Raw genomic sequence first — 25826 nt, forward strand, 5'->3', positions numbered from 1 at the left:
CCCCCGAAAGTGCGGAGGCTAAGATGCTGGATAAAGTGGCCCGTGACGGGTTGGTTCTGTTGGGATGCGGCAAGATGGGCACCGCCCTGTTGACGGGCTGGCTGGCCGCAGGGGTCCCTGCCGCTGCCGTCTGGGTGATCGAGCCGAACCCGACCGACTGGCTGAAATCGCTTGGCGTGCATCTGAACGAGGGCGTGCCCCCGGCACCTGCCGTGGCGCTTCTGGCGGTGAAACCGCAGATGATGGGCACGGCCTTGCCCGCCCTGCAGGCCTTGGGCAATGGCACCACCCTCTTTATCTCCATCGCCGCAGGCACCTCGATCGCTACGTTCGAGGCTGCCTTGGGCGACCGCACCCCGATTGTGCGCACCATGCCCAACACCCCCGCCATGGTGGGCCGTGGCATCACCGGCATCTGCGCCAATGCGGCTGGTCTTCCGGGCCTGCCCTTGGCCAAGGCGCTGATGCAGGCGGTGGGCGAGGTTGTCGAACTGGAGGGCGAGCATCAGATTGATGCGGTCACCGGCGTCTCGGGCTCTGGTCCGGCCTATGTCTTCCATCTGATCGAAGCCTTGGCCGCCGCTGGCGTGGCCGAGGGCCTATTGCCCGACGTCGCCATGAAACTCGCCCGCGCCACGGTCTGCGGGGCAGGGGAGCTGGCCTACCGGTCCCCCGACACCGCGGCCCAGCTGCGCATCAACGTCACCTCACCCGGTGGCACCACCGCAGCGGCGCTGGCACATCTGATGGATCCCGCCACCGGCCTGCCGCCGCTGATGGTGCGCGCCGTCCACGCCGCAGCCGAACGCGGCCGGGAACTTGGCAAATGACCGCCCCGGAAATCACCTACAGCGACTTTGAAAAGGTTGATATCCGCGTCGGCCGCATCACCCGCGCCGAACCCTTCCCCGAGGCGCGTAAGCCCGCCTACAAACTCTGGGTCGATTTCGGCGGCGAATTGGGCGAGAAACGCTCCTCCGCCCAGATCACCGCCCACTATACGCCCGAAACCTTGGTCGGGCGACAGGTGCTGGCGGTGGTGAACTTCCCGCCCCGCCAGATTGGCAAGGTTCTGTCCGAAGTTCTGGTCCTTGGCCTGCCCGATGCCGGGGGGCAGGTTGTTCTGATTGGCCCGGGACACGAGGTTCCCATCGGAGGAAAGCTCTTTTGAAACTCCTGATCACCCGTTGCCTGCCTGACACCGTCGTGGCCCGTGCCCGAACCCGGTTCGACGTCACGTATCGCGACGAGCCGACGCCGCTTGATGCCGCCGCCCTCCGCGCCGCCTTGCAGGATCATGATGCCGTCCTGCCCACCTTGGGCGATCTGTTCCGCGCCGAAGTCTTTGCCGACGTCCCGCAGCCGCGCGCCAAACTGCTGGCCAACTTCGGCGTCGGCTACAACCACATCGACGTTGCCGCCGCCCGCGCCGCCGGCGTTGCCGTCACCAACACCCCCGGTGCCGTCACCGACGCCACCGCCGACATCGCCCTGACCCTGATCCTGATGACCGCCCGCCGCGCCGGCGAAGGCGAGCGTCTGTTGCGTGCCGGACAATGGACGGGCTGGCACCCCACGCAAATGCTGGGGCTGCATGTCACGGGGCGGACCGTCGGCATCATCGGCATGGGACGCATCGGCAAGGCCATTGCCCGTCGCTGCCACTTCGGCTTTGGCATGCCGGTCATTTTCCACAACCGTTCCCCCATCGACCCCGGCCTGCCCGCCTCGCAACGGCCGCTGTCCGAGGTGCTGCAGGCGGATATTGTCGTCATCGCCGTCCCCGGCGGCCCGGCGACCCACCACCTGATCTCCAGCGCCGAACTGGCGCAGATGCGCCCGCATGCCATCCTGGTCAACATCGCCCGTGGCGACGTTGTCGACGAAGCCGCCCTGATCGCCGCCTTGCAAGCCCGCCAGATCGCCGCCGCAGGCCTTGATGTCTATGAATTCGAACCCCGCGTGCCGCCGGCCCTGATGGCGATGGAGAATGTCACCCTCCTCCCCCACCTCGGCACCGCAGCGCTTGAGGTGCGCGAGGCGATGGGCATGATGGCCGTCGATAACCTTTTCGCCCATCTGGACGGCCACGTGCTGCCCAACTCGGTCTGACCCCATGACACCCCGCGCCCCCCGCATCGGTCCAAGACGCTCCGCGGGGGATATTTGCGCAAGTCTGAAAACGCCGTTTTCCCTTTTCACACGGGCCCAAATATCCCCGCCGAAGGCAGCCGCCGCACCAACCCGAGCCGGCCCATGATCCTGTCGCGCGGGCGCCGCTTCATCTTCATCCACATCCCCAAGACCGGCGGCACCGCGCTGACCCTGGCCCTAGAGGCGCGGGCGATGGCGGACGACATCCTGATTGGCGACACCCCCAAGGCCCGTGCCCGCAAGGGCCGCATCGCCGGGGTCAAGGCGCGCGGACGGCTTTGGAAGCATTCCACCCTGTCCGACATCGCGGGCCTTGCCACCGATGAAGAGGTTGCGCGGTTCTTCACCCTGACCCTCGTGCGCAACCCCTGGGACCGGGCGGTCAGCTACTACCACTGGCTGCGCGATCAGCATTTCGCCCATCCTGCCGTGGGCCTTGCCAAAAGCCACGGCTTTGACGAATTCCTCAGCCATCCGCAGACCAGCACGTCCCTGGCGCTGTGGCCCTATGGTGCCTATCTGCGCGACCGGTTCGGGCAGGAGCGCGCCAGCCTTTTCGCCCGGGTCGAGCATCTCGACACCGACCTCGCCCCGTTCGAAGCGCATCTGGGCTTTCGCCTGACCCCTTTGCCCCGCGCCAATGTCTCGGATCGCGGGCGCGACTGGCGACCCTATTATTCCGATGCCAGCGCCGCGCTGATTGCCACCCTGTGCGCCGAGGATATCGCGCGCTTCGGCTACGCCTTCGATCCCCCGGCATTTTAGCCAAACGCCGTCCCCCGGCCACATTCCGCCCGCAGCGGTGCCCCCGCCACCGGCTTTCATGGTCCTGAACAAAAGGGCTAGCCGATCATGGGCCGTCACGATCTGACACTTTCCTTCGTCCTCAGGGGCCGCGCGGCGCTGGCCTGCGGGCTTTACGCCGCAACACCGGTTCTGACCGCCACCGGCTGGGTGCCCATGGCGGATCTGGCCCCCGGCGATCTTCTTGTCACCCGCGATCAGGGCCTGTCCCCCCTCGTCGCCCTGCAGCCCGAGACGCGGGCCGCGCTGTGGGGCGTGCTGTTCCCGGAAGGCGCGCTTGGCAATGAGGCGGCGGTTCTGCTGCCGCCCGGTCAGCCGGTTCTGGTCCAGACCCCCTACGCCTTGCCCTTCACCGGCGAGGCGCTGGCCCTGCTGCCCGCCGCAGCGCTGGAAGGCTGGCGCGGGATTGCCGCCCATGTGCCCGACAGGTCCGACCCCATCCTGACCATGCGCCTGTCACGCCCCGGTCTGGTGCAGGCCGGCCCCGGCCTGATCATCGCGGTCGAGGGCATCGAGACGCCAGAGCTTGACCTGATCCGCCTGCTGCTGACCGCACCCGGCCGTCCCACCCTGCCGCTGGCCGCGGCCCGGCATCTGGTGGCAACCCTGATCGCCGAAGAGACCGGGCAGGGCCTGCGCCGTGCCGATCAGGCCGCTTTTGTCAGGCCACCGTACCGCGCATAAAAGCCCTGACCCCGGGCGGCAAGGTCGCGCAGCAGCGCTGGCACCGCAAAGCGCGGCCCAAGGTCCACCAGCCCATCGCAAATCGCCACCGCCTTGGCCGCGCCGATCCGGTCCAGCCAGCTGAACGGCCCGCCCGACCACGGCGCAAAGCCCCAGCCAAGGATGGCCCCGACATCGCCCTCGCGCAGGTCGGTCAAGACGCCCTCTTCCAGCGCCCGAACCGCCTCCAGCGCCTGGATCATCAAAAGCCGGTGCTGCACCGTCACCAGATCGGGCTGCGCCTTGGCCACGGGCCACTGTGCCGCAAGACCCTGCCACAGGCCCAGCCGTTTGCCCGCGTCATCATAGGCGTAAAACCCGGCCTTGGCCTTGCGCCCCATCCGGCCCTGATCGGCCAGCGCAAACAGCACCGCATCCACCGCTCCGTCGCGATAGGCGTCCCCCATCGCCGCCTTGGTCGCCTTGGCGATCTTCACGCCAAGATCGATCGAGGTTTCATCGACCAGTTGCAAAGGCCCCACCGGCATCCCCACCAGCCGCGCCGCGTTCTCGATCAGCGCCGGCTCCACCCCTTCGGCCACCATGCGGATGCCTTCGTTGATGTAGGGAATGATGCAGCGGTTGGCGTAAAAGAAGCGGGCGTCGTTCACCACGATCGGCGTCTTCTTCAAAGCCCGCACGAAATCCAGTGCCTTGGCCACGGCGCCGTCGCCAGTTTGCTTGCCCCTGATGATCTCCACCAAGGCCATCTTGTCGACCGGTGAGAAGAAATGGATGCCGACAAACTGATCCGGCCGAACCGAAGCCCGCGCAAGGCCAGAGATCGGCAGGGTCGAGGTGTTGGTGGCAAAGACACAATCCGCCCCCACCACGGCCTCGACCCGCGCCGTCACCTCGGCCTTCACCTTGGGGTCTTCGAACACGGCCTCCACCACCAGATCGCAGCCGGCCAAAGCGGCATAATCCGCCGTTGGCAGGATGCGCCCCAGCACGTCGGCCTTGGTCCCGACCGTCAATTTTCGACGTTGCACACCCTTTTCCAACAGATCCGCCGCATGCGCCTTGCCGCGCTCTGCCGCCTCCGCGGTGCTGTCCACCAGCACCACCGCGATCCCGGCATGGGCGGCGACATAGGCGATCCCGGCCCCCATCATCCCCGCACCGATCACCCCCAGCTTGCGCACCGACTGATCGGGCAGGGCAGGGCGGCGGGCGCCTTTCTCCAGCGCCTCCTTGTTGATGAACAGGCTGCGGATCATGGCTGCGGAGGTCGGGTCCAGCAGCACCCCGGTCAAGGCCCGCGCCTCGACCCGCAGCGCCACGTCAAACGGCACCAGCGCGCCCTCATAGACCGCCTGCAACAGGGCCTTGGCCGCCGGATAAACCCCCTGCGTGCGTCCCAGGATCATCGCATTGGCCCCGACAAAGGTCATGTAGCCCGCCGGATGATAGGGCGCCCCGCCCGGCAGTTTGTATCCTTTAAGGTCCCAAGGCTTTACCAGATCCGCCTCTTTCGCGCCAAGGACCCAGTCCTTCGCCCGCGCCAGCAGCGCCTCGGGCGGCACCACCTCGTCAATCAGCCCCTCCATCCGGGCAGACTTGGGGTCGCACAGCTTGCCCTCCATCAGGAAGGGGGCCGCCACCATCACGCCCAGCTTGCGCACCAGCCGCGTCGTGCCACCCGCACCGGGAAAGATGCCCACCTGAATCTCGGGCAGGCCGATCTTGGCCCTGGGGTTGTCGGCGGCGATGATGCGGTGACAGGCCAAAGGCAGTTCAAAGCCGATGCCAAGCCCCGTCCCCGGCATCGCGCAGACAATCGGCTTTCCCCCCTTCAGCGTCTTGGGATCCATCCCCGCCCGCTCGATCTTGCGCAGCAGGGCGTGGGTTGCCATCACGCCGGCGAACACCGCCTCGGCCCCGCCCTCGCGCATCTGGGCGATGACGTTCAGATCCATCCCCCCGGCGAAATCCTTCTTGCCCGAGGTCAGGATCACGCCCTTCACCCCGCCATCCGCCAAGGCCCGGTCCACCAAAGCCTCCAGCTCGGCAAAGCCCGCCATCGACATCACGTTCATTGACCGCCCCGGCACATCCCACGTGATCGTGGCCACGCCATCGGGATCGACGCCATACCGGAAATCCATCATCCCACCAGTCCTTCCCCATCGTCGAGTGTTCCTCGGTGCAGCAGTCGCCAGCGGCTGTTGGCCAGCCCGTTGGTGACAGAGGTCGCGCACCAGCGTCCCTCCACCAGCCGCAACGTCATGTTCGACCGGAACGGCGGCAGGATCCGCTGCCCGCCTGAAATGACATGCGTGATATACGAGGCTGATATCAGGTCCTCGTCCAGACGCGTGGCCTGTTCGACCAGCCGGATATAGTCGGTCACCCGCTGAATGCGCAGGGTGCGGCGGAAATCGTCGAACCCCGCCCGCAGGGCCTCTTCGGTCGAGACGATCTTGGTTTCGTCATGGCTGACCACAGCGCAGGGCAGGCTGATGCCCTTGCGGTAGCTCTCCCAGTCGTTCTTCAGAACGGCGGTCGACACCTCGTCCAGATAGGTCTGCATGATGCTCGCAGAATCGGTCACCGCAGGCTCCCATCGGCATGAAAATAGGTCCGCGCGCTGCCCTCTTTGCGGGTGATCAGGTCGTGGTCGGGATAATGGATCACATCCCGGCTGGCCCTTGTCCCGATCACCAGATACCGCGCCGCGGTGGTTGCGCGGTTGTGCAGGCAATGCCCCACCGCCAGACCCGCAGGCCAACAGGCAACATCGCCCTGCCGCAGCGGGGTTTCGGTGTCTTCAACCAAGATGACCTCTCCCTCCAGCATCACCACCATCTCATCCTCGCCCTCATGCCAATGCCGGAACGAAGATTTCGCCCCCGGCGGCAGAATTTCCAGAAATGCCCCGAACTGCGTCAGCCCGCCGGGGTCGGACAAAAGCTGACAGGCATAATCGCCCAAGCCGCCCCCCAGCACCGGATGGGCGACGCCCCTGACCTGCTGCACCGGTTGGGGAGGCAGTTTCGGCATCAACGCGGCCCCGTCCAGTCAGAGCCGTCCTTGTAGGTGAAGCGCGCCTTGCCGCCGCCGATGTGGATCTGCATGTCCACGTCCGAATAGGTCGCCACTTCCGACGGGGCCCTTGTGCCCACCACCAGAAATGTCGCCACCTTGTCGGTCCGGTTCACAAAGCAATGCCCGTTGGTCGATCCCGCCGGAAAGGCCGCGCACTCCCCGGCCACCATCGGCACCTCGCCCTCATCCTGCAGCAGGATGCAGGCGCCTTCGGTCACCATGACGAATTCGTCCTCGTTCAGATGCCAGTGCCGCAGGCTTGACACCGCGCCCGGCTGCAGGATCACCAGATTGGCCCCGAACTGCGTCAGCCCCCCGGCATCGCCCAGACGCAGGCTGGATCGCCCCGCCATCATCGCCGCATAGGGTTCGGGATAGATCGAACCGGTCTTCACCGGCACTTTGGTCAGATCCAGTTTGGGCATGTGATTCTCCTAGTCCCTTGGTTCGAACTTGCCTTGCGGTGTCACCACGGCCCGCCCCAGCGTCCAGTTCAGATGCCCTTCCGAGCTTTCGATCTCGGCAATCCGCCAGCCGTCCGCCTCCCGGCGCAACCGCATCCGGGTTTCGAACGGGTCGGCCAGAAGCCGGGCGCGCACCAGAATATGCGTCGCGCTGCGCACCCAGACCGTGTCCGCATCAACCTGTTCAAAGCCCAGAAATTGCCGGTAAATATCCGTCACACCATGCAATTTGATGATCGAGACATACAGATCGAAGTCCGCGTGCAGGGCTGGAACATCCGACAGGACATAGGCCTTGCCGTCCTTCGGCGCGAACCGCACAGGCAGAGTCAGGATCGACTGATACAACCAGAAGTCTCCGGTGATCAGGGCCTTGGTCAACACCTCTCCCAACTGGTGAAAGGCGCGCTCCGGCATGACTACACCCGTTCCAAGATTGTCGCGGCCCCCATGCCCGAAGCGACACACAGCGTGGCAAGGCCAAGCGCCTTGTCCTGTCGCTCCATCTCATCCAGAAGCGTACCAAGAATGATCGCACCCGTCGCCCCCAAAGGATGCCCCATCGCGATTGCACCGCCGTTCACGTTGACCCGGGCCGGATCCACCTCGAAGGCCTGCTGAAACATCAAGACGACGGCGGCAAAAGCCTCGTTGACCTCGAACAGGTCGATGTCGCGGGCGGTCAGTCCGGCGTTGGCCAGAATGCGCTGCGTCACCGGCACCGGTCCGGTCAGCATGATGGTCGGATCGGTGCCGATCCGCGCCGTGGCCCGGATGCGGGCGCGGGGACGCAGCCCCAGCCGCTGGCCAAATGCCGCATCCCCGACCAGCACAGCGGCGGCGCCATCGACAATCCCGCTGGAGTTGCCGGCGTGGTGCACATGCCGGATCCGCTCCAGATGCGGGTATTTCATCAGGGCAACCTTGTCGAAACCCGGCATGCCCTCGCCCATCTCGGCAAACGCGGGTTTCAACGCGCCCAGCGTCTGCATGTCGGTCGCCGGACGCATGTGTTCGTCGCGGTCCAGGATCAGCAGGCCATTGCGGTCGCGCACCGGCACGACAGCCCGTTCAAACCGTCCCTCAGCCCAGGCCAAAGCGGCGCGCCGCTGGCTTTGCACCGCCAGCGCGTCCACCTGATCCCGCGTGAAGCCATATTCCGTCGCGATGATATCCGCCGAAATCCCCTGCGGCACGAAATAGGTTTTCATCGCCAAAGACGGGTCCACGGCAATCGCCGCCCCGTCTGATCCCATCGGCACCCGCCCCATCATCTCGACCCCGCCGGCGATATAGGCCTGCCCGGCTCCACCCCGCACCTGATTGGCCGCCAGATTGACCGCCTCCAGCCCCGAGGCGCAGAAGCGGTTGATCGACAGGCCCGGGATAGCCTCGTCCAGCCCCGAGGCCAGCACGGCCGACCGCGCCAGACACCCGCCCTGTTCGCCGATCTGCGTGACATTGCCCCAGATCACATCCTCGATCACCGGCCCGTGGATGCCGTTGCGGTCCGCCAGCGCGTCCAGCATCTGCGCCGACAGCGCCAGTGCGGTGACCTCCTGCAAGGCCCCGTCGGCCCGGCCCTTGCCACGCGGAGAACGGATCGCGTCATAGATGAATGCTTCGGTCATCGGATCACCTCATGGGGCAGGAAAGGCACGCGGCATCAGGTCATAGGGGTGCCGCCAGCCCGGCAAGGCCGCAATCCGATCCAGCCAGGTGGCGATGTTGGGCCAGTCGGCCCGGTCAAACCCGAAGGGCTCGGGGTAATACAGGTACCCACAGCAGGACAGGTCGGCCACCGTCGGTGCCGCGCCCACGATCCACGCGCGGCTGGCCAGATGATCGTCAAGCACCCGGTACGCGGCCTTCAGGCGCCCCTGCAGGAAGGGAAACACCGCCTCCGGCCGCTTGTCGGGGGCGAGGAAATTCATCAGGAACCGCAGCGTGCCGGCATTGGCCGACAGCTTGTGATTGTCCCAGAACAGCCAGCGCAACACCTCGCGCCGCTCGCCCGGGTCACGTCCGGCGAACTGGCCGCTCAGTTCCGCCAGATATTCCAGCATGACGCCCGATTGGCTGAGTGTCACCTCACCATCGACCAGCACTGGCACCTCGCCCATCGGGTTGATGGCACGGAACTCCGGCGTGCGGGTGCCTCCGGTGAAGAAGGGGACAAGCGCCAGCTCAAACGGCGTGTCCGTCAGGGTCAGCATCAGCGCCACCTTGTAGGCATTGCCGCTTTCCCCAAACCCGTAAAGCTTCATCGCAGCTCTCCTGTCGTTGCGCCCCGGCCCGGCGCCGGGGGTTTTCCACCCCCGGACCCCCGGAGGATATTTGCACCTGAATGAAGTTAATCCAGAATTAACCTATCCCTGCGAGTCTTGTCGGGCGGTACAGGCTGGGAAGCCGATGACCGCCCTGGGTGAAGCCCTGCCTCGACATGACGGATAGCCAAAACGGAGCCTCGGGGCAGGGTGGAACGCCTTCATTTCATCACGATCCAACGCGCCCTGCCACGGGCTGCCACGGCCAGCCGCCATCGTGTCATCGTTTGCGCTCGTCCAGCTCCAGATTGAACAGGCGCAGGCGGTGGGTCAGGGTTTCCAGATCGGTCACGCTGTCGAAATGTTCGAACAGGAAGGACAGCGCCTCGCCATCATCCAGCCCCGCCTCGGCCGAGAAGCGTTTGAGGCGGCGGTAGCCGTCTTCCGTCATGGCGACAGGAAAGCGGCGGGTCAGGCGGAAGCGTTTGGGCATGGGGTCCTCGGGCGGCAGGGCGGCGATCTGGGGCAGGCTAGAAGGCTTCGGCGTCCAACGCCATAACGGTTTCACCCCCCGCGACGATGCGGGCAAGGTGCAGCGCACAGGCCGGAAGCTGGCGGGTCATGTAATGGCGGGCGGTGACCAGCTTGGCGCGCAGGAACGCGTTGCCCTCGGCCTCGGGCGCTGCCGCCCGCGCCATGCGCAACCACATCAGGCCCAGGCTCACATGCCCCATCAGATGCAGGAAATCGGTGGACCCGGCCAGCGCATCATTCGGCGAGGTGTCCGAAACCGACAGGAAGTAGCCCAAGGCCTCCTGCACCTGCCGGCCTGCGAGGTTGAGCGGCGCGGCAAGGCCCTCCAGCGCGGGATCTGCGTCAGGCGCCGCCGATTCGGCCAAGACCATCGCAAGGAAGGACTGCATCGCCCTGCCGCCGTCCGAGGCCAGCTTGCGGCCGACCAGATCCAGCGCCTGCACGCCATTGGCACCTTCGTAGATCATCGCGATCCGCGCATCGCGGACGAACTGGCTGGCCGGGTTGTCTTCGACATAGCCATGGCCGCCCCAGATCTGCTGGGCCTGCACCGTGGCCTCGAACCCCTTGTCGGTGAGGTGGCCCTTGATCACCGGGATCAGCAGGGACACCAGCCCCTCGGCCGCCGCATCGCCGTGATGCGCCCGGTCGATCAGCGAAGCGCCCCAGAAGGTCAGCGCCCGGGCGCCCTCGATGAAGGCTTTCTGGTCCATCAGGCTGCGGCGGATGTCGGGATGGGCAATCAGGGCTGCGGGGCCAGCTCCGCCGGGCACCTGGCCCTGAACCCGCTCTGCCGCATAGCTGCGGGCCGCCTGATAGGCCGCCTCGGCCACCGCATAGCCCTGCAGGCCAACGCCCAGCCGCGCCTCGTTCATCATGGTGAACATCGCGCGCATGCCCTTGTGCAGATCGCCCACCAGCCAGCCCAGCGCGCCGTCATACTGCATCGCGCAGGTGGCAGAGCCGTGGATGCCCATCTTCTCTTCCAGCTTGCCCACGCTGACCGCATTGCGTGTGCCGTCCGCCAGCACCTTGGGCACCACGAACAGGCTGATCCCGCGGGTGCCTTCGCCGCCACCCGGTGCCTTGGCCAGCACCAGATGCACGACATTCTCGGCCATGTCATGATCCCCGGCCGAGATGAAGATCTTGCTGCCCGTGATCCGCCAGGCTGCGCCCTCTGGCACCGCGCGGGTGCGGATCAGACCCAGATCGGTGCCACACTGCGGCTCGGTCAGGTTCATCGTGCCGGTCCATTGGCACGAGGCGAGCTTGGGCAGGTAATAGGCCTTCTGCTCTGCCGTGCCATGCGCCAGCAGGGCCGAATAGGCGCCGTGGGTCAGGCCCTGATACATGTTCAGCGCCATGTTGGCGGACACGAAGGGCTCGTTCACCACGGTGTGCATCAGATAGGGCAAACCCTGCCCGCCAAATTCAACCCCGCAGTCCAGCGCGGTCCAGCCGCCGCTCCGCAGCGTGTCAAACGCCGCCTTGAACCCCGCCGGCGTGCGCACCACGCCAGTCTCCAGCCGGCAGCCCTCGCGGTCGCCCACCGCGTTCAGCGGCGCCAGCACTTCGGCCGCCAGCTTGCCCGCTTCCTCCAGCACCGCACCGGTAAAGCCCGGGTCCAGATCGGCATAGCCCGGACTCTGCAGGCTTTGCACCTTCAGCACCTGATGCAGCAAAAACGCATAGTCTTGCAGCGGCGCCGTGTAGGTCATCGCCCCTCCTATTCCGCCGCCTGACGGAAACCCGCGATCATCGCCGCCCCCTTGGCAATCTCGGCCTGCAATTCCTCGATTGCCACGTCCAGTTCCGCGCGCTGGGCCTGCATCTGCGCCAGACGATCCTGCGCCAGCGCATAGGTCCGCTGCATCTGGCTTTCGCTGCCGTCGCGGTCATACATCTCCAGCAGCTGCCGGATATCCTCAAGGCTGAAGCCAAACCGCTTGCCGCGCAGGATCAGCGTCAGCCGTGCGCGATCCCGCTTGGCGTACAGGCGCCGCGTGCCCTGGCGTTGGGGGCTCAGCAGTTCCTTCTGTTCGTAAAACCGCAGGGTGCGCGGGGTCACGTCGAAGGTATCGCACATCTGGCGAATGGAAAATGTGTCTGTCATCGGCCTGTGGTCCGGGTTGTTTTGCCTAAACTGGCCTCAGCGTCCGGCGAATGCCAGAGCGGTTGACGTGAACGTCAACGTAACGTCGCGTCACTTCATCCGGGCCAGTTCCTCGGCCGCTGTTTGCCGCAGGTTGCGCAAATCTTCAATGGTATGAACCAGTTCCACCGCCTGCGCCTCCAGCGCGCCCAATTGGCGGTCGGCCATCTGCAGCCAGGTTTCCAGCTGCACCTTGGTGCCCTCGGCCGCGTAGATCTCCAGCCATTGCCGGATTTCCTCAAGGCTGAAGCCAAAGCGCCGCCCGCGCAGGATCAGCACCATCCGCGCCACCTCGCGCTGGCCGTAAAAGCGCTGTCGGCCGACCTTCTCGGGGGCCAGAAGCTCGATATACTCGTAATACCGCAGCGTCCGGGGCGTGACCCCGAACCGCGTGCACATGTCCTTGAAGCTCAGCCGGGTTTCCGTCACCTTTGGCCTCCTTGCCCCTACCCTAAGGTCAAGCGCCGCCCTGCGCAACAATCGCCCCTTGCGCTTGCCCGCGCCCCGGGGAAAATGGCGCAACCGGAGGCGGACATGCCCGAAATCCCAAGTGACAGACTGACCCTGGCCAAGGCCTTCATGCAAACCCTGCCCCATGCGCAAAGCCTTGGCATGCAACTGCTGGACATGGGAGAGGGCAGGGCCACCATCACCATGCCTTATGACCTGCGCCTTGTCGGTGACCCCTCCACCGGTGTCCTGCACGGCGGTGCGATTTCCGCCCTGATGGACACGGCCTCGGGCGCTTCGGTGATGTGCCACCCCTCGGCCCCCGCCTCCACCGCCACGCTGGACCTGCGCATCGACTACATGCGCCCCGCCACCCCCGGTCAGGCGATCACCGCCCGCGCCGAATGCCACCACGTCACCCGCACCGTCGCCTTCATCCGCGTCGTGGCCACCGATGCCGATGAAAGCCGCCCCGTCGCCATGGGCACCGGCACCTTCTCGCTGGAACGCCCCCGGGCCGAGGTCGCGCCATGACCCGCCGCCCCCCCGAGCCGATCGAGGTCGTCAAATCCCGGCGCGAGGCCGCTCTTGCCCGTCTTGTCGCCGGTGTGCCCTACATCAACTTCCTCGGCGCCCGCTTTGATCGGCGCGGGGATGAACTGACCGCGATCCTGCCCTTCCACCCCTCGTTGATCGGCAATCCGCTGATCCCGGCCCTGCACGGCGGCGCCACGGCCGCCTTCCTTGAGGTGACCGCCATCATCACCCTCGCCTGGACCTCGCAGTGGGAGGATATGGAGGCGGGCCGCATCGACCCCGCCTCGGAAACCTTTCCCGCCCTGCCCAAGACCATCACCTTCACGGTGGATTACCTGCGCTCCGGCCTGCCGCGCGATGCCTATGCCCGCGCCACCGTCACCCGTTCCGGCCGCCGCTACGCCTCGGTCCATATCGCGGCCTGGCAGGACAACCACGCCAAACCCTTCGCCGCCGCCACCGCGCATTTCCTGATGCCCGAACCCTGATGCAGCTGACCCACCGCCGCATCCTGACCATCGCCATTCCCATCGTGCTGTCCAACGCGACCGTGCCCGTTCTGGGCGCGGTCGACACCGCTGTCATCGGCCACCTCGGCCAGGCGGCCCCCATCGGCGCCGTGGGCCTTGGTGCCACCATCCTCTCCACCCTTTACTGGGCCTTCGGCTTCCTCAGGATGAGCACGTCCGGTCTCGCCGCCCAAGCCAAGGGCGCGGGTGACGCGGTGGACCTCTCCGCCACCCTGCTGCGCGCCCTCCTGATCGCGGGCCTGGTTGGCCTGACCCTGATCGCCTTCCACGCCCCGCTGTTCGCCCTCGCCTTCCAGATTTCCCCCGCCTCGCCGCAGGTTGAAGGTCTCGCCCTCACCTTCCTGAACATCCGCATCTGGGCCGCCCCCGCCACCATCGGCCTTTATGCCCTGACCGGCTACTTCGTGGGAACCGAGCGGACCCGCGCCGTCCTCCTGCTGCAGCTTTGGCAAAACGGCCTCAACATGGCGCTTGACCTGACCTTCGTCATCGGCCTCGGCTGGGGCGTCGGCGGAGTGGCGACCGCCAGCCTGATCGCCGAACTGACCGGCCTTGCGCTGGGCCTCTACCTCGCGCGGGCGGCGCTGGCCCCCCTGCGCGCCGCACTGAAACGCCTCGCCAACCCCGAGGCGCTGCGCCGCACCTTCTCGGCCAGCCGCGACATCCTGATCCGCACGGTGATCCTGCAACTCTCCTTCACCACCTTCGTCTTCCTTGGTGCCCGGTTCGGTGACACCACCCTCGCCGCCAACGCCATCCTGCTGCAATTCCTGTCAATCATGGCCTTCGCGCTTGACGGGTTCGCCTTCGCGGCCGAGTCGCTGATCGGTCAGGCCATGGGCGCCAAAGACCCCAAGGCCCTGAACCGCGCCGCGCGCATGGCCATGCAATGGGGCTACGGTGGCGCAGTCCTGCTGTCGCTCAGCTTCGCGCTGGGCGGCTACCTCGCCATCCAGCTGATGACCAACGCGCCCGACGTGCAGGCCCAGGCGCTGCAGCTTCTGCCCTGGCTGATCGCAGCCCCGCTGATCGGTGCGGCTTGCTGGATCTATGACGGTATCTTCATCGGCGCCCTGATGACCCACATCATGCGCAATGCGGCCCTGCTGGTGGCCGGCTGCTATGCCACGGCCTTAGCCCTTCTGGTCCCCACCTTCGGCAATCAGGGCCTGTGGGCCGCCCTCATGCTGATGAACGCCGCCCGCGGCATCACCCTCAACCGCGCCTTCCCGCAGGTCCTTGCCCGGGCCACCCCGGATCCGCGTTGAAAAAGGTCCCAAGGCGGGCGCCATGCCTCACAGCCTGACCCGCTTGAACAGCTCTGACGCGCCCCACCCCGCCAGCAGCGCCATCAGCAGCGACAGCACGCCATAGGCCAGCGGCTGCTCCATCGCCAGCTTGTACAGCATCCGCTCCAGCCCGGTCTTTTCCACGTCGATCTGGCTGTCCTGCATGTCCACGACCTTGCCGCCCCGCGTCAGGAAGATCCGCACCTTGTACAGGCCTTCCACCAGATTGGCCGGCAGGGTGATGTCGGTGCGAAACAGCGACTGCCGCAGCAGCAGCACCGAATCCTGCGACAGCCGATAGGACCCCGCCACCGCCCGGATGCGCTGCAAGGCCGCGATGTACTGGCCCTGATCTTCGGCGGACCCGCCGCCCTGATCCGCCGCCTTGATCGTCTGCGGGATCGACACGTGGTATTTGGCGTCCTCTTCCGGCGACAGGATGTCACCGATATCCCCGGTCGTCGCCACCGCATAGAAACTGGGCGCCGAGGCGATCTGCACCGCGCCCCGGTTCAGCCATATCCCCGCCACCCGCTCCTTGCGCCGCACCACCAAGGGGGCCGAGGGGCCCTCGACCGTGATGATCACCTGCAACAGCGGCCACTCCGGTGCCGGCGCATCGCGGATCGCGGCGCCATAGACCAAAATCGCCGTGCCGTCGAAATTCGTGGTGATCGACACCCCCGACTGGCTGACCCCAGAGACGATCTCTTCCGCCCGGACCGGCCCGGCCAGCAGCACCACAAGGGCCAGCAGAACCCGGATCATCCCACCACCTTCGTGATCGAATACAACTCGCTCGGCGTCAGCAGCAGGTCAAAGGCAATCTTCACCGCCACCGCCAGCACCAGCAGCGACAACAGGATCCGCAACTGTTCTGCCTTCAGCTTCACGCCCACCCGCGCGCCAATCTGCGCGCCGATCACCCCGCCGACAATCAGCAGCAGCGCCAGCATCATGTCCACCGTATGGTGCGTCACCGCATGGACCAGCGTGGTATAGGCCGTCACGAAGGTGATCTGGAACAACGAGGTGCCAATCACCACCTTGGTCTGCATCCCCAGAAGATAGATCATCGCGGGCACCATGATGAACCCGCCGCCAACCCCCATGATGGCCGACAAGAAGCCCACCGCGCCCCCCACCAGCAGCGGCGGCAGCACCGAGATATACAGCCCCGACGCGCGGAACTTCATCTTGATCGGCATGCCATGCACCCAGCCATGCACCCGGCCGCGCCGCACGGGGGCCTTGCCGGTGCGGCGCAGCGCGCGCACGCTTTCCACCAGCATCATCCCGCCAATCAGGCCCAGAAACAGCACGTAGGACAATTGCACAAAAAGGTCGATCTGCCCCAGCCGGTTCATCAGGTCAAAGACCCAGCCGCCGAAGGTTGACCCGCACAGCCCCCCCACCGTCAGCACGATCCCCATCCGCACATCCACCGCCCGCCGCTTGAACTGCGCCAGAACGCCGGAAATCGAAGAGGCCACCACCTGATTGGCCCCGGTCGCCACCGCCACCGCCGGCGGCACGCCGATCAGCATCAGCAAAGGCGTGATCAGAAACCCGCCGCCCACGCCGAACATGCCCGACAGAAAGCCGACCAGCCCACCCAGCCCCAAAAGGACAAAGATGTTCACCGAGACTTCGGCGATGGGAAGGTAAAGCTGCATTGTGCCCGGGAAAGCTGCTGAAGGAGAGGGTGCCTGTTTCCCTCACGCTTGCGCAGGTTTTCGGCCTAAGTCAAACGCTTCCGCACCGCTTTTCGCCCAAGCTATCCAATCGGGCGCATTTTGCACCCAAAAGCCTCGCATGTCCCTCAAATCTTTGAGGAAATCACGAATAACCCGGTCGGGTTTAAGCGCGCCGCACAGGTCCGGTGTCAGCCCAGTTGCCGCAGATAATCCCGCAAGATCCGCTCCAGCTTGGCAGCCCCCAGCGGTGCCATGGCCTTGGTGTGTTCGTGGCTGATCTTCTCGTCCGACAGACCCGCCGCCATGTTGGTGATGGTGGAAATCGCCGCCACCTTCAGGCCCAGAAACCGCGCCAGGATCACCTCCGGCACCGTCGACATCCCCACCGCATCCCCGCCCAGAATCCGGATCGCCCGGATCTCCGCCGGCGTCTCGAAACTGGGGCCCGAGTACCAGGCGTAAACCCCTTCCGGCAGCGCCACGCCCACCGCCTGCGCCGCAGCCCTCAGCGCCGCCCGCACCCCCGGATCATGCGCATCCTTCATCGGCACAAAGCGCGCATCCGTCGGCTCTCCGATCAGCGGATTGAGGCCTGAGAAGTTGATGTGATCCGACAGCAGCATCAGATCGCCCGGCCGGATATCCTCGCGCATCGACCCGGCCGCGTTGGTGGCAATCAGCGTCTCTGCCCCCAGCGCCTTCACCGTCTCCAACGCCACCCGCATCGCCGCCGGGTTGCCTTTTTCGTAATAATGTTCCCGCGCACCCAACACGGCAACCCTGACACCTTCCAGTTTTCCAACATGAAGGCTTGGGTTGTGCCCCGAGACGGACACATGCGGAAAGCCTGGCAGATCGCCGTAGGGAATGGCCACCCCCTCCACCGCATGCGCCAGATGCCCCAGGCCAGATCCCAGGATCAGCGCCAGCTTGACAGGTTCGGACCCGGCCCGTTCCCGGATGATCTCAACGCTCTTTGACATAAGCCTCTCCTCCGGCCCGGGGCGGCACGGCCTTGCCGACGAAGCCCGCCAGAATGATCACCGTCAGGATATAGGGCAGCGCCTGGGTGAACTGCACCGGAATGACGACAAACCCCAGATCAATGTTCTGAAACCGGATCGCCACCGCGTCCAGCAAGCCAAACAGCATGCAGGCCGCCAGCGCATACCACGGCCGCCACTTGGCAAATATCAACGCGGCAAGGGCAATATACCCCCGCCCCGCCGTCATCTCTTTCAAAAACCCTGCCGAAAGCCCCATCGACATGTAAGCCCCGGCCAGCCCGCACAGCACCCCGGTGATCGCCACCGCCGAATAGCGCAGCCCCGTCACCGACACGCCGGCCGTATCCACCGCCGCCGGATTTTCGCCCACGGCCCGCAGCCGCAGACCAAAGCGCGTCCGGTACAAGATCCACCAGGTCAACGGCACCATCGCCAACGCCACATAGACCAGCACCGAATGGCCCAGCACCAGCTCCACCCAGGGGTTCGGCGGCAGACCCAGCGCGGTCATGATCGGCGCTTCCTCGAACCGCATGCCGCCCACCAAGGGCGGCGATTGCCCGCCCAGATTGAACCAGCTGGTCCCCAGAACCACCGTCAACCCCGAGGCCAGAAAATTGATCGCCACCCCCGAAATCAGCTGATTGCCCCGGAAGGTGATGCTCGCCAGCCCGTGGATCGCGGCAAACAGCAGCGAGGCGCCAATCCCCGCCGCCACGCCGACCCAGACCGACCCGGTCGCATAAGACGCCGCCGCCGCCGCAAAGGCCGCCACCAGCATCTTGCCCTCCAGCCCGATGTCAAACACCCCGGACCGCTCGGAATACAGCCCGGCCAGACAGGCGAACAGCAGGGGCGTCGCCAGTCGGATCGTCGAGTCCAGAATTTGCAGGAAACTGGAAAGATCCATCACTTGCCCCCCCGCTTGGCAAACAGCTTCTCAAGCGGCTTTTGCACCATATACGGCAGCGCCCCGGTGAACAGGATCACCAAGGCCTGCAGAACGGTGATCACCTCACGCGGAATGGAGGTCCCCAGCGCCAGCTGCGACCCGCCCTCATACAGGAACCCGAACAGGATCGAGGCCAGCACAATCCCGAACGGATGGTTGCGCCCCATCAGCGCCACCGCAATCCCGATGAACCCCGCCCCCTCGACCGAATTCAGCAACAGCCGGTGCGCTTCCCCCTGCACCGCGTTGATCGCCATCATGCCCGACAGCCCGCCCGACAAGGCCAGCGCGTAAAGCGTGATCTTCACCGGATCAATCCCGGCATAAACCGCCGCCTTCTCAGACTTGCCAAACGCCCGCAGCGCATAGCCCAGCCGCGTGTGCCACATCAGCGCCCAGATCCCCACCGCACTCGCCAAGGCGATCAGCAGGCTGATATTGGCCGGGTTCTTGGTGGAAAACGGAATCCCCACCAGCCCCAATATCTCCCCCAGCTTGGGCAGGTTCACCACGGCGGGAAACCGGGCCGAGGCCGGGTCCATGCTGCCCAAGGGCCGCAGCAGATTGACCAGCACATAGTTCATCAAGGCATAGGCGATGAAGTTGAACATCATCGTGGTGATCACGATATGACTGCCGCGCTTGGCCTGCAGCCACGCCGGAAGGAAGGCCCAGGCCGCCCCGAACAGCGCCGAGGCGGCAATCGAGCCCAGCAGCGCCAGCGTCCAATGCGGCCAGGGAATGAACAGACAGCACAGCGTCACACCCAACCCGCCCAGCGTCGCCTGCCCCTCGCCCCCGATGTTGAACAGGCTCGCCTGAAAGGCAATCGACACGGCCAGCCCGGTGAACATGAAGTTCGTCGCGTAATACAGCGTGTATCCCCAGGCATAGGTCGACCCAAGCGATCCCTGCACCATGATCTGCAACGCCTGCGCCGGATCTTGCCCGATGAACCAGATCAGCAGACCCGAGATCAGGAAGGCGATGATCAGGCAGATCAGTGGCACCAGCACCACATCCGCCCAACGCGGCAACTTCTCCATCTCAGGCGTCCTTCTTTCCGGTCATGCCAGCCATCAACAGGCCCAACTCGCGCTCGTTCGTCGTCTCCGGGTCGCGCTCGCCCATGATCCTGCCGTCAAACATCACCAGAATCCGGTCTGACAGGCTCATGATCTCGTCCAGCTCCACCGACACCAGCAGCACCGCCTTGCCGGCATCGCGCAACGCCACGATCTGCTTGTGAATGAACTCAATCGCGCCAATGTCCACGCCCCGCGTTGGCTGGCCAACCAGCAGCAGGTCCGGGTTGCGCTCGATCTCGCGCGCCACCACGATCTTCTGCTGGTTCCCGCCCGAGAAACTCTTGGCCGGCAGCGTCGGGATTGGTGGCCGCACGTCAAACGTCGCCATCTTCTTTTCGGTGTCCGCCTTCAGCGCCGCGTTGTCCATGAACACCGCGTTGATCTGGTATTCCGGCGCGTTGTGATAGCCAAAGGCCACGTTCTCCCAAGCCGCGAAATCCATGATCAGCCCCAAAGCCTGCCGATCCTCCGGCACATGGGCAATCCCGGCCGCCCGGCGGCTTTGGCCATTGGCCTTGTGGCCCTTCAGGGGCAGGTCCACCCCGTTCATCACGATCCGGCCCGAGGCCGCAGCGATCCCGCCCAAAGCCTCCAGCAGTTGCGACTGGCCATTGCCCGCCACCCCCGCGATGCCCAAAATCTCGCCCGCCCGGATGGCAAAGCTGACGCCCTTCAAACGGTCCACCCCATCGGCGCGCACCGACAGGTTTTCCACCCGCAGCACCTCGCGCCCCGGCGTGGCCGGTGTCTTCTCGACCTCCAGCAGAACCTTGCGCCCCACCATCAGCTCCGCCAGCGCTTCCGGAGACGTCTGCGCCGTCTGCACCGTCCCCACCATCGTGCCGCGCCGCATGACGCTGACGTTGTCCGTCGTCTCCATGATCTCGCGCAGCTTGTGGGTGATCAGGATCACCGTCCGCCCCCGCGCCTTGAGGCCTGCCAGAATGCGGAACAGATGGTCCGCCTCTTCCGGCGTCAGCACCCCGGTCGGCTCATCCAGGATCAGGATCTCGGCCTGCCGGTACAGCGCCTTCAAGATCTCCACCCGCTGCTGGTGGCCGACCGAAAGCTCTTCAATCACCGCATCGGGATGCACATCCAGGTCATATTCCCGGCTCAGCGCCTCCAGTTCGGCCCGCGCCCGCACCAAAGACGCCTTGAGCAGCGGCCCATCTTCGGCGCCAAGAATCACATTCTCCAGCACCGTGAAATTCTGCACCAGCTTGAAATGCTGGAAAACCATGCCGATGCCGGCGCGGATGGCGCTCTGGCTGTCGGGGATGGCGGTCAGTTGGCCGTTGATGAAAATCTCACCGGCGTCGGCTTTGTAAAATCCATACAGGATCGACATCAGCGTCGACTTGCCCGCGCCATTCTCGCCGATGATGCCGTGGATCGTTCCGCGCGGCACGGCGATGTTGATGTCGCGGTTGGCCTGCACCGAACCGAAAGACTTCGACACGCCCTTCAGTTCAATGGCGTAAGTCGAAGAAGGGGCGGCAGTTGCCTGCCGCCCCCCGAATGCCTGTTCGGCCATTAGAACGTGCCTGCCGGGCAGGTGTTGTCGGCCATGTAGTCGTGCACCTTCAGGTCGCCCGACTTGATCTTGGCAGCGGCGTCATCGACGGCGGCCTTCATCTCGGGGGTGACCAGCTTGGCGTTGTTGTCGTCCATCGCCACGTCCACGCCACCGGCCTTGAGGTCCATGACATTGACGCCCGGCTTCAGGTCAGCGCCTTCCTTGAAGGCTTCATAGACCGCGTTGTCGACGCGCTTGACCATCGAGGTCAGCACTTGGCCGGGGTGCAGGTAGTTCTGGTTGCTGTCGACGCCAATCGACAGGATGCCGCCATCGGCCGCCGCCTGCAGAACGCCCACACCGGTGCCGCCCGCCGCCGCATAGATCACGTCAGCCTTCTGGCTGATCTGCGACTTGGCAATCTCGCCACCCTTGACCGGGTTGTTCCACGCCGACGGATCGGTGCCGGTCATGTTCAGGATCACGGTCGCATCCGGCTTCACAGCCTTGACACCCTGCGCATAGCCGCAGCCAAAGCGACGGATCAAGGGAATGTCCATGCCGCCGATGAAGCCCACGACGCCCGACTTCGACGCCATGCCCGCCATCACGCCCGCCAGATACGAGCCTTGCTCTTCGGTGAAGACCACCGATTTCACGTTCGGCTGATCCACCACCATGTCGATGATCGCGAACTTGGTTTTCGGATAGTCCGGCGCCACGGTGTTCAGAACGTCACCGAAGGCAAAGCCGGTCATCACGATCGGGTTGGCCCCGGCTTCGGCCAGCTGGCGCAAAGCCTGTTCGCGCTGGGCTTCGTTCTGCATTTCCAGCTCTTTGAAGGTGCCGCCGGTTTCCTTGGCCCAACGCTGCGCCCCGTTGAAGGCGGCTTCGTTGAAGCTCTTGTCGTTCTTGCCGCCAAGGTCATAGATGATGGCGGGCTCTGCCAAGGCAGCCACGGCGCTCAGCGCCAGTGCGGCCGAAGCGCCCAGCAAGCGTTTCATCAGGGTCATGTCAGTCTCCCGGTTGTCAAATGCGTGCACCCTGTCCATGGCCAGACTCAACATGGCCAATCGCGGGCGGTCGTGGCTGATTTAGGTCCGATGGGGTGCTGGCGGTCAACAGGAATCTGCGTCGCCGCTGTCGCATTTTTGATCATAAGTTCAAGCCTTGAGCGGTTGGCCCGCTTGGCCAAGGCTGGAGGGGCTGCCTGCCCCTCCAGACCTCCCCGGGGATATTTGGAGAAGGCGAAACGGCAAAGGGCTACAGACTGCGGCCCATCAGGATGGCATCGACGATCTGCCCCGCACCCCGGTAATACCCTTTGCGGCGGCCGGTTTGCGTGAAACCTGCCGCGGCATAGACCGACCGCGCGGCGGCGTTGGTCTCGGCCACCTCCAGAAACGCGGTTTCGGCCCCGCGCGCCTTGGCTTCGGTCACAAACGCCGCCACCAACGCGCGCCCGGTGCCTTGGCGGCGGGCGGCGGGATCGACGGCGATGGTCAGCAGTTCGGCCTCTCCGGCCACCACCTGCCCCAGCAGGAAGCCGGTGTCGCGGGTTAGCGCAAAGCTGAACGGGCTGGCCAGGGTCGAGGCGATTTCCCCCTCTGACCAGGGTGCCGGCAGCACGAAGCTTGCCGCATGCAACCGGGCCATCTGGGCCGGCGTCACGGCAGGATCACCGGCGGCGGGTCTGTCGGCGGTGCCGCATCGGCCCCCCGCAGGTAGAACGGGGCAGGGCGGTCCGCCGTCCCGCGCCGCGCCACGGCGATCCGCGCCATCGCCACGGTCAGCGGCAGGGCAGGCTCTGCCACCACACCTTCGACCAAAGCCGCGACCTCTGCCGCGCGATGGCCGATGCAGATCACCCCCGGCGCGGCCTGTGGCAAGGTGTCCAGCGTGCAGGCCACGGCCGCGCCGCCGTCAAACACCTGCGCATAGACCGCGCCGCGCCGGGCATCCAGCGTCACCAGCCTTGGACCGGCACGGCCATAGGCCATGGCCTCCAGCGCGGTCACCCCCACCGCCGGCACGCCAAGCCCCAAAGCCAGCCCGCGCGCCGCCGCAACCGAAATCCGCACCCCGGTGAAATTCCCCGGCCCGGTGCCCACGCCAAGACAGGCCAGGTCGCGCCAGCCCACCCCGGCCTTGGCCAGCATCTCTTCCAGCATCGGCATCAGACGCTCGGCCTGACCCACCTCCATCGCCTCGACCTGATGCGCCAGAACCGTGCCGCCAGACACCAAAGCGGCGGCACAATGTGCCGCCGATGAGTCGAACGCCAGAACGATGGGATCAGGCGGCAACCGGGCGCACCTCGGTCACTTCCGGGATATAGTGGCGCAGCAGGTTCTCGATCCCCATCTTCAGCGTCAGCGTGGACGAGGGGCATCCGGCGCAAGCGCCCTTCATGTGCAAGTATACAACGCCCCGGTCAAAGCCGTGGAAGGTGATGTCGCCGCCATCCTGCGCCACGGCCGGACGCACCCGCGTGTCCAGCAATTCCTTGATCTGGTTGATGATATCGCCATCCGGCCCATCGGTTTCCACATGGGCCTGCGCCTGCTCGCCCTCAATCACCGGGGCGCCCGACTGGTAATGCTCCATCACGGCCCCCAGAATGGCCGGCTTGATGTGCTGCCAGTCAATGCCTTCAGCCTTGGTGACGGTGACGAAATCAAGGCCCATGAAGACCCCGGTCACGCCGTTCACCGCAAAGATCCGCTTGGCCAGCGGCGACTTGCCCGCAGCCTCGGCGGTCGGGAAATCGGCGGTCCCCACCTCCAGAACGGCAAGGCCGGGCAGGAATTTCAGGGTCGCCGGGTTGGGCGTGGATTCGGTCTGGATGAACATGGCAAACTCCTGACTGTTCCTGTCGGATATGCGCTTCGGGGGCCGCCGAGTCAAGGTTGGACCGATTCCAAACTGGACCTCAGCCTTCGAAATACCCGTACATCTGCTCCAGCGCCGTCAGTGGGGCAGCGGGCAGGGCCCCTGCCGCCGGTGCGGGCTTCTCGGCGTCCCGGGTGAAATAGGCCAGGCCGGGGACGTCAACCACGGCGGATTTGCGATGCTTCAGGTCGGACATGATGGTTCCTTTTGTCCTTCCTCCCGCCGGGGATATGCGCCTGATGCGGCCGGTGCAAAACCGCCAAACGCGCATGGCCGCCCTGCTGAAAACGCTGTGCTGGCCTGCGGGACAGGCGCCCGAACCCGCGGCACGGTTGGAACTGCCAGGCCCAGACCGGCTGGCGCGCGGGCCACCTCAGGTGATGCTCTCCAGCCGCTCCTTGCTCATGTCGCCCGGCACGATCGTGATCGGCACCGGCAGCGTCCCCGCGCTGCGGGTCAGCGCGGTCACCAGCGGCCCCGGCCCGGATTTCTCATGGCTGGCGCCCAGCACCAGCACGCCCACCTCCGAGTCCTCGCGCACCTGCGCCAGAATCTCGGTCTCCGGATCGCCCTCGCGGATCACCAGCTCGGGGTTCACCCCCTGCCGGTCCCGCATCCATTTGGCATAGACCTCGAAATGCGCCTCGATCCGCTCGCGCGCCTCGGCCCGCATCAGATCGGCCACCCCGATCCAGCCCTGAAACTCGTCTGGAGAGATGATCGACAAGATCTGCACCCCGCCCCCGGTATGCGCGGCCCGAAGCGCGGCAAACCGCATCGCATTCAGACACTCCCGCGTGTCATCCAGCACGACCAGAAACTTGCGCATGTTCGTCTCCTTCGCGGCCCTTATCGCCCAAGGGCCAGCCTTTAGACAAGCCTTGCCGAACGCCCCCATTTCATCCAGGTCCAAGTATCCCACGGGGGCGCGGGGGTGTGAAACCCCCGCTCCGACGCCTAAAGCCGCGTGCCGGCGGCCCAGTCCATGTACAGCGCCCGCGCCCGCTCCGTCATCGGGCGGTGCGGATACAAGGTCCCGTCAAACTCCGCCACCGCCGTCACCTTGGCGAAATTGCCCGACAGGAAGATCTCGTCGGCCCGGTGCGCATCCTCGAAGGTCAGCACGGTCTCCACAACCTCCACCCCATCGGCGCGCAGGTTGGCAATGTGGCGGGCGCGGGTGATGCCCGACAGGAAGGTGCCATTGGCCACCGGCGTGAACACCACGCCATCCTTCACCACAAACACATTCGCCGTCGCACTTTCCGCCAGATTGCCAAGCGCATCGGCGACCAGCGCGTTGCCAAAGCCCTTGGCCTTGGCCTCGGTCAGCATGCGGGCGTTGTTGGGGTACAGACAGCCGGCCTTGGCGTTGCAGACCGCGTCCTCCAGCACCGGACGGCGAAACCGCGTCCGGGTCAGCGTCGTGGCATAAGAGGCATGCGGCATCGCACATTCCTCCAGCGCAATCGCAAATCCCGTCGCCCCGGCTTCCGGCGAAACGCCCAGATCAGACCCATGCAGCGCCCAGTACATCGGCCGGATATACACCGCCCGCCCCGGCGCAAAATCCGACAGCCCCTCGCGGATGATGGCCATCATGTCCTCGGTCGCACAGGTCGGCGTGATCATCAGCGCCTCGGCGGATCGGTTGACCCGCGCGCAATGCTTGTCAAGGTCCGGCACCAGCCCGTCAAACCGCCGCGCCCCATCGAA

Annotated in this window: 32 protein-coding genes; 8 read left to right on the plus strand and 24 right to left on the minus strand. The window is 65.7% G+C overall.

Annotation, left to right across the window (positions count from 1 at the left end; translation table 11 throughout):
• Positions 1-23 precede the first annotated feature (23 nt).
• The 5 genes from proC to AC1Y2B_RS18490 all read left to right on the plus strand — a co-directional run bounded on the left by proC (position 24) and on the right by AC1Y2B_RS18490 (position 3642).
• On the plus strand, positions 24-830 hold the full coding sequence (proC, locus tag AC1Y2B_RS18470; protein WP_482254588.1) for a pyrroline-5-carboxylate reductase: 807 nt from the start codon (positions 24-26) through the stop codon (positions 828-830).
• Entirely contained in the window at positions 827-1171 is a 345-nt protein-coding gene (locus tag AC1Y2B_RS18475) for a tRNA-binding protein (RefSeq protein WP_482254589.1), read from the plus strand. Before proC ends, AC1Y2B_RS18475 begins: the two co-directional genes overlap by 4 nt.
• Entirely contained in the window at positions 1168-2112 is a 945-nt protein-coding gene (locus AC1Y2B_RS18480; protein ID WP_482254590.1) for a 2-hydroxyacid dehydrogenase, read from the plus strand. Before AC1Y2B_RS18475 ends, AC1Y2B_RS18480 begins: the two co-directional genes overlap by 4 nt.
• A gap of 144 nt (positions 2113-2256) precedes the next feature.
• On the plus strand, positions 2257-2919 hold the full coding sequence (locus AC1Y2B_RS18485) for a sulfotransferase family 2 domain-containing protein (protein ID WP_482254591.1): 663 nt from the start codon (positions 2257-2259) through the stop codon (positions 2917-2919).
• Between the two features lie 87 nt (positions 2920-3006).
• A complete protein-coding gene (locus AC1Y2B_RS18490; RefSeq protein ID WP_482254592.1) occupies positions 3007-3642 on the plus strand; it encodes a Hint domain-containing protein in 636 nt (211 codons plus the stop codon).
• On the opposite strand, the gene AC1Y2B_RS18495 is transcribed toward AC1Y2B_RS18490, so the two are convergent.
• The 11 genes from AC1Y2B_RS18495 to AC1Y2B_RS18545 all read right to left on the minus strand — a co-directional run bounded on the left by AC1Y2B_RS18495 (position 3606) and on the right by AC1Y2B_RS18545 (position 12578).
• A complete protein-coding gene (locus AC1Y2B_RS18495; protein ID WP_482254593.1) occupies positions 3606-5792 on the minus strand; it encodes a 3-hydroxyacyl-CoA dehydrogenase NAD-binding domain-containing protein in 2187 nt (728 codons plus the stop codon). The two genes, AC1Y2B_RS18490 and AC1Y2B_RS18495, sit on opposite strands and share 37 nt — an antisense overlap.
• Positions 5789-6235 carry a hypothetical protein gene (locus tag AC1Y2B_RS18500; RefSeq protein ID WP_482254594.1) on the minus strand — a complete coding sequence of 149 codons (447 nt, stop codon included), beginning with the start codon at positions 6233-6235 and terminating at the stop codon, positions 5789-5791. Before AC1Y2B_RS18500 ends, AC1Y2B_RS18495 begins: the two co-directional genes overlap by 4 nt.
• Positions 6232-6684, minus strand: coding sequence for a cupin domain-containing protein (locus AC1Y2B_RS18505; protein WP_482254595.1), 453 nt, complete (start codon positions 6682-6684; stop codon positions 6232-6234). Before AC1Y2B_RS18505 ends, AC1Y2B_RS18500 begins: the two co-directional genes overlap by 4 nt.
• Positions 6684-7154 (minus strand): cupin domain-containing protein, encoded by a 471-nt coding sequence (locus AC1Y2B_RS18510; protein ID WP_482254596.1) that lies wholly within the window; start codon positions 7152-7154, stop codon positions 6684-6686. Before AC1Y2B_RS18510 ends, AC1Y2B_RS18505 begins: the two co-directional genes overlap by 1 nt.
• A gap of 9 nt (positions 7155-7163) precedes the next feature.
• Positions 7164-7610 carry a hypothetical protein gene (locus AC1Y2B_RS18515; protein ID WP_482254597.1) on the minus strand — a complete coding sequence of 149 codons (447 nt, stop codon included), beginning with the start codon at positions 7608-7610 and terminating at the stop codon, positions 7164-7166.
• 2 nt (positions 7611-7612) lie between these two features.
• On the minus strand, positions 7613-8824 hold the full coding sequence (locus tag AC1Y2B_RS18520; RefSeq protein WP_482254598.1) for an acetyl-CoA C-acetyltransferase: 1212 nt from the start codon (positions 8822-8824) through the stop codon (positions 7613-7615).
• Positions 8825-8833: 9 nt separating this feature from the next.
• On the minus strand, positions 8834-9460 hold the full coding sequence (locus AC1Y2B_RS18525; protein WP_482254599.1) for a glutathione S-transferase family protein: 627 nt from the start codon (positions 9458-9460) through the stop codon (positions 8834-8836).
• Between the two features lie 280 nt (positions 9461-9740).
• A complete protein-coding gene (locus AC1Y2B_RS18530; RefSeq protein ID WP_482254600.1) occupies positions 9741-9953 on the minus strand; it encodes a hypothetical protein in 213 nt (70 codons plus the stop codon).
• A gap of 37 nt (positions 9954-9990) precedes the next feature.
• The gene (locus AC1Y2B_RS18535) at positions 9991-11715 is read right to left on the minus strand and encodes an acyl-CoA dehydrogenase (protein WP_482254601.1); all 1725 of its coding nucleotides are present in this window, start codon (positions 11713-11715) and stop codon (positions 9991-9993) included.
• An 8-nt stretch (positions 11716-11723) separates the two neighbouring features.
• The gene (locus AC1Y2B_RS18540) at positions 11724-12110 is read right to left on the minus strand and encodes a MerR family transcriptional regulator (protein ID WP_482254602.1); all 387 of its coding nucleotides are present in this window, start codon (positions 12108-12110) and stop codon (positions 11724-11726) included.
• 90 nt (positions 12111-12200) lie between these two features.
• Entirely contained in the window at positions 12201-12578 is a 378-nt protein-coding gene (locus AC1Y2B_RS18545; RefSeq protein ID WP_482254603.1) for a MerR family transcriptional regulator, read from the minus strand.
• Between the two features lie 105 nt (positions 12579-12683).
• On the opposite strand from AC1Y2B_RS18545, the gene AC1Y2B_RS18550 reads away from it, so the two are divergent.
• From AC1Y2B_RS18550 to AC1Y2B_RS18560, 3 genes are read left to right on the plus strand one after another with little or no spacing between them, the layout of a single operon-like run.
• The gene (locus AC1Y2B_RS18550) at positions 12684-13133 is read left to right on the plus strand and encodes a PaaI family thioesterase (protein WP_482254604.1); all 450 of its coding nucleotides are present in this window, start codon (positions 12684-12686) and stop codon (positions 13131-13133) included.
• On the plus strand, positions 13130-13624 hold the full coding sequence (locus AC1Y2B_RS18555) for a PaaI family thioesterase (RefSeq protein ID WP_482254605.1): 495 nt from the start codon (positions 13130-13132) through the stop codon (positions 13622-13624). Before AC1Y2B_RS18550 ends, AC1Y2B_RS18555 begins: the two co-directional genes overlap by 4 nt.
• A complete protein-coding gene (locus tag AC1Y2B_RS18560) occupies positions 13624-14934 on the plus strand; it encodes an MATE family efflux transporter (RefSeq protein ID WP_482254606.1) in 1311 nt (436 codons plus the stop codon). The genes AC1Y2B_RS18555 and AC1Y2B_RS18560 overlap by 1 nt, the downstream gene beginning before the upstream one ends.
• 27 nt (positions 14935-14961) lie before the next feature.
• Here the strand turns inward: AC1Y2B_RS18560 and AC1Y2B_RS18565 are convergent, their stop codons facing one another.
• The 13 genes from AC1Y2B_RS18565 to AC1Y2B_RS18625 all read right to left on the minus strand — a co-directional run.
• A complete protein-coding gene (locus tag AC1Y2B_RS18565; RefSeq protein WP_482254607.1) occupies positions 14962-15723 on the minus strand; it encodes a TIGR02186 family protein in 762 nt (253 codons plus the stop codon).
• On the minus strand, positions 15720-16631 hold the full coding sequence (locus AC1Y2B_RS18570) for a sulfite exporter TauE/SafE family protein (protein WP_482254608.1): 912 nt from the start codon (positions 16629-16631) through the stop codon (positions 15720-15722). Before AC1Y2B_RS18570 ends, AC1Y2B_RS18565 begins: the two co-directional genes overlap by 4 nt.
• Before the next feature lie 209 nt (positions 16632-16840).
• A complete protein-coding gene (locus AC1Y2B_RS18575; RefSeq protein ID WP_482254609.1) occupies positions 16841-17635 on the minus strand; it encodes a purine-nucleoside phosphorylase in 795 nt (264 codons plus the stop codon).
• Positions 17619-18569, minus strand: a complete 951-nt coding sequence (locus AC1Y2B_RS18580; RefSeq protein ID WP_482254610.1) for an ABC transporter permease — start codon at positions 18567-18569, stop codon at positions 17619-17621. The genes AC1Y2B_RS18575 and AC1Y2B_RS18580 overlap by 17 nt, the downstream gene beginning before the upstream one ends.
• Positions 18569-19657, minus strand: a complete 1089-nt coding sequence (locus AC1Y2B_RS18585; RefSeq protein WP_482254611.1) for an ABC transporter permease — start codon at positions 19655-19657, stop codon at positions 18569-18571. The genes AC1Y2B_RS18580 and AC1Y2B_RS18585 overlap by 1 nt, the downstream gene beginning before the upstream one ends.
• Position 19658: 1 nt before the next feature.
• The gene (locus AC1Y2B_RS18590) at positions 19659-21236 is read right to left on the minus strand and encodes an ABC transporter ATP-binding protein (protein ID WP_482254612.1); all 1578 of its coding nucleotides are present in this window, start codon (positions 21234-21236) and stop codon (positions 19659-19661) included.
• The gene (locus tag AC1Y2B_RS18595; protein ID WP_482254613.1) at positions 21236-22231 is read right to left on the minus strand and encodes a BMP family lipoprotein; all 996 of its coding nucleotides are present in this window, start codon (positions 22229-22231) and stop codon (positions 21236-21238) included. Before AC1Y2B_RS18595 ends, AC1Y2B_RS18590 begins: the two co-directional genes overlap by 1 nt.
• A gap of 250 nt (positions 22232-22481) precedes the next feature.
• Positions 22482-22889: a ribosomal protein S18-alanine N-acetyltransferase gene (rimI, locus tag AC1Y2B_RS18600; RefSeq protein WP_482254614.1), complete on the minus strand. Its 408-nt coding sequence runs from the start codon at positions 22887-22889 to the stop codon at positions 22482-22484.
• Positions 22886-23524, minus strand: coding sequence for a tRNA (adenosine(37)-N6)-threonylcarbamoyltransferase complex dimerization subunit type 1 TsaB (gene tsaB / locus AC1Y2B_RS18605; protein WP_482254615.1), 639 nt, complete (start codon positions 23522-23524; stop codon positions 22886-22888). The genes rimI and tsaB overlap by 4 nt, the downstream gene beginning before the upstream one ends.
• Entirely contained in the window at positions 23514-24071 is a 558-nt protein-coding gene (locus tag AC1Y2B_RS18610) for a NifU family protein (protein ID WP_482254616.1), read from the minus strand. Before AC1Y2B_RS18610 ends, tsaB begins: the two co-directional genes overlap by 11 nt.
• A gap of 79 nt (positions 24072-24150) precedes the next feature.
• A complete protein-coding gene (locus AC1Y2B_RS18615) occupies positions 24151-24306 on the minus strand; it encodes a hypothetical protein (protein ID WP_482254617.1) in 156 nt (51 codons plus the stop codon).
• A gap of 177 nt (positions 24307-24483) precedes the next feature.
• On the minus strand, positions 24484-24939 hold the full coding sequence (locus tag AC1Y2B_RS18620; RefSeq protein WP_482254618.1) for a universal stress protein: 456 nt from the start codon (positions 24937-24939) through the stop codon (positions 24484-24486).
• Between the two features lie 128 nt (positions 24940-25067).
• Positions 25068-25826: branched-chain amino acid aminotransferase (locus tag AC1Y2B_RS18625; RefSeq protein ID WP_482254619.1), on the minus strand; the 759-nt coding region annotated here is incomplete at its 5' end.

This window comes from Stagnihabitans sp., from assembly GCF_964946895.1.

Bases quoted from the DNA above. Each gene is read 5' to 3' on its own strand.
- proC (WP_482254588.1), top strand. From the start codon at position 24: ATGCTGGATAAAGTGGCCCGTGACGGGTTGGTTCTGTTGGGATGCGGC.
- AC1Y2B_RS18475 (WP_482254589.1), top strand. From the start codon at position 827: ATGACCGCCCCGGAAATCACCTACAGCGACTTTGAAAAGGTTGATATC.
- AC1Y2B_RS18485 (WP_482254591.1), top strand. From the start codon at position 2,257: ATGATCCTGTCGCGCGGGCGCCGCTTCATCTTCATCCACATCCCCAAG.
- AC1Y2B_RS18490 (WP_482254592.1), top strand. From the start codon at position 3,007: ATGGGCCGTCACGATCTGACACTTTCCTTCGTCCTCAGGGGCCGCGCG.
- AC1Y2B_RS18495 (WP_482254593.1), bottom strand. From the start codon at position 5,792: ATGATGGATTTCCGGTATGGCGTCGATCCCGATGGCGTGGCCACGATC.
- AC1Y2B_RS18505 (WP_482254595.1), bottom strand. From the start codon at position 6,684: ATGCCGAAACTGCCTCCCCAACCGGTGCAGCAGGTCAGGGGCGTCGCC.
- AC1Y2B_RS18510 (WP_482254596.1), bottom strand. From the start codon at position 7,154: ATGCCCAAACTGGATCTGACCAAAGTGCCGGTGAAGACCGGTTCGATC.
- AC1Y2B_RS18515 (WP_482254597.1), bottom strand. From the start codon at position 7,610: ATGCCGGAGCGCGCCTTTCACCAGTTGGGAGAGGTGTTGACCAAGGCC.
- AC1Y2B_RS18520 (WP_482254598.1), bottom strand. From the start codon at position 8,824: ATGACCGAAGCATTCATCTATGACGCGATCCGTTCTCCGCGTGGCAAG.
- AC1Y2B_RS18525 (WP_482254599.1), bottom strand. From the start codon at position 9,460: ATGAAGCTTTACGGGTTTGGGGAAAGCGGCAATGCCTACAAGGTGGCG.
- AC1Y2B_RS18530 (WP_482254600.1), bottom strand. From the start codon at position 9,953: ATGCCCAAACGCTTCCGCCTGACCCGCCGCTTTCCTGTCGCCATGACG.
- AC1Y2B_RS18535 (WP_482254601.1), bottom strand. From the start codon at position 11,715: ATGACCTACACGGCGCCGCTGCAAGACTATGCGTTTTTGCTGCATCAG.
- AC1Y2B_RS18540 (WP_482254602.1), bottom strand. From the start codon at position 12,110: ATGACAGACACATTTTCCATTCGCCAGATGTGCGATACCTTCGACGTG.
- AC1Y2B_RS18550 (WP_482254604.1), top strand. From the start codon at position 12,684: ATGCCCGAAATCCCAAGTGACAGACTGACCCTGGCCAAGGCCTTCATG.
- AC1Y2B_RS18555 (WP_482254605.1), top strand. From the start codon at position 13,130: ATGACCCGCCGCCCCCCCGAGCCGATCGAGGTCGTCAAATCCCGGCGC.
- AC1Y2B_RS18560 (WP_482254606.1), top strand. From the start codon at position 13,624: ATGCAGCTGACCCACCGCCGCATCCTGACCATCGCCATTCCCATCGTG.
- AC1Y2B_RS18565 (WP_482254607.1), bottom strand. From the start codon at position 15,723: ATGATCCGGGTTCTGCTGGCCCTTGTGGTGCTGCTGGCCGGGCCGGTC.
- AC1Y2B_RS18570 (WP_482254608.1), bottom strand. From the start codon at position 16,631: ATGCAGCTTTACCTTCCCATCGCCGAAGTCTCGGTGAACATCTTTGTC.
- AC1Y2B_RS18575 (WP_482254609.1), bottom strand. From the start codon at position 17,635: ATGTCAAAGAGCGTTGAGATCATCCGGGAACGGGCCGGGTCCGAACCT.
- AC1Y2B_RS18580 (WP_482254610.1), bottom strand. From the start codon at position 18,569: ATGGATCTTTCCAGTTTCCTGCAAATTCTGGACTCGACGATCCGACTG.
- AC1Y2B_RS18585 (WP_482254611.1), bottom strand. From the start codon at position 19,657: ATGGAGAAGTTGCCGCGTTGGGCGGATGTGGTGCTGGTGCCACTGATC.
- AC1Y2B_RS18590 (WP_482254612.1), bottom strand. From the start codon at position 21,236: ATGGCCGAACAGGCATTCGGGGGGCGGCAGGCAACTGCCGCCCCTTCT.
- AC1Y2B_RS18595 (WP_482254613.1), bottom strand. From the start codon at position 22,231: ATGACCCTGATGAAACGCTTGCTGGGCGCTTCGGCCGCACTGGCGCTG.
- AC1Y2B_RS18610 (WP_482254616.1), bottom strand. From the start codon at position 24,071: ATGTTCATCCAGACCGAATCCACGCCCAACCCGGCGACCCTGAAATTC.
- AC1Y2B_RS18615 (WP_482254617.1), bottom strand. From the start codon at position 24,306: ATGTCCGACCTGAAGCATCGCAAATCCGCCGTGGTTGACGTCCCCGGC.
- AC1Y2B_RS18620 (WP_482254618.1), bottom strand. From the start codon at position 24,939: ATGCGCAAGTTTCTGGTCGTGCTGGATGACACGCGGGAGTGTCTGAAT.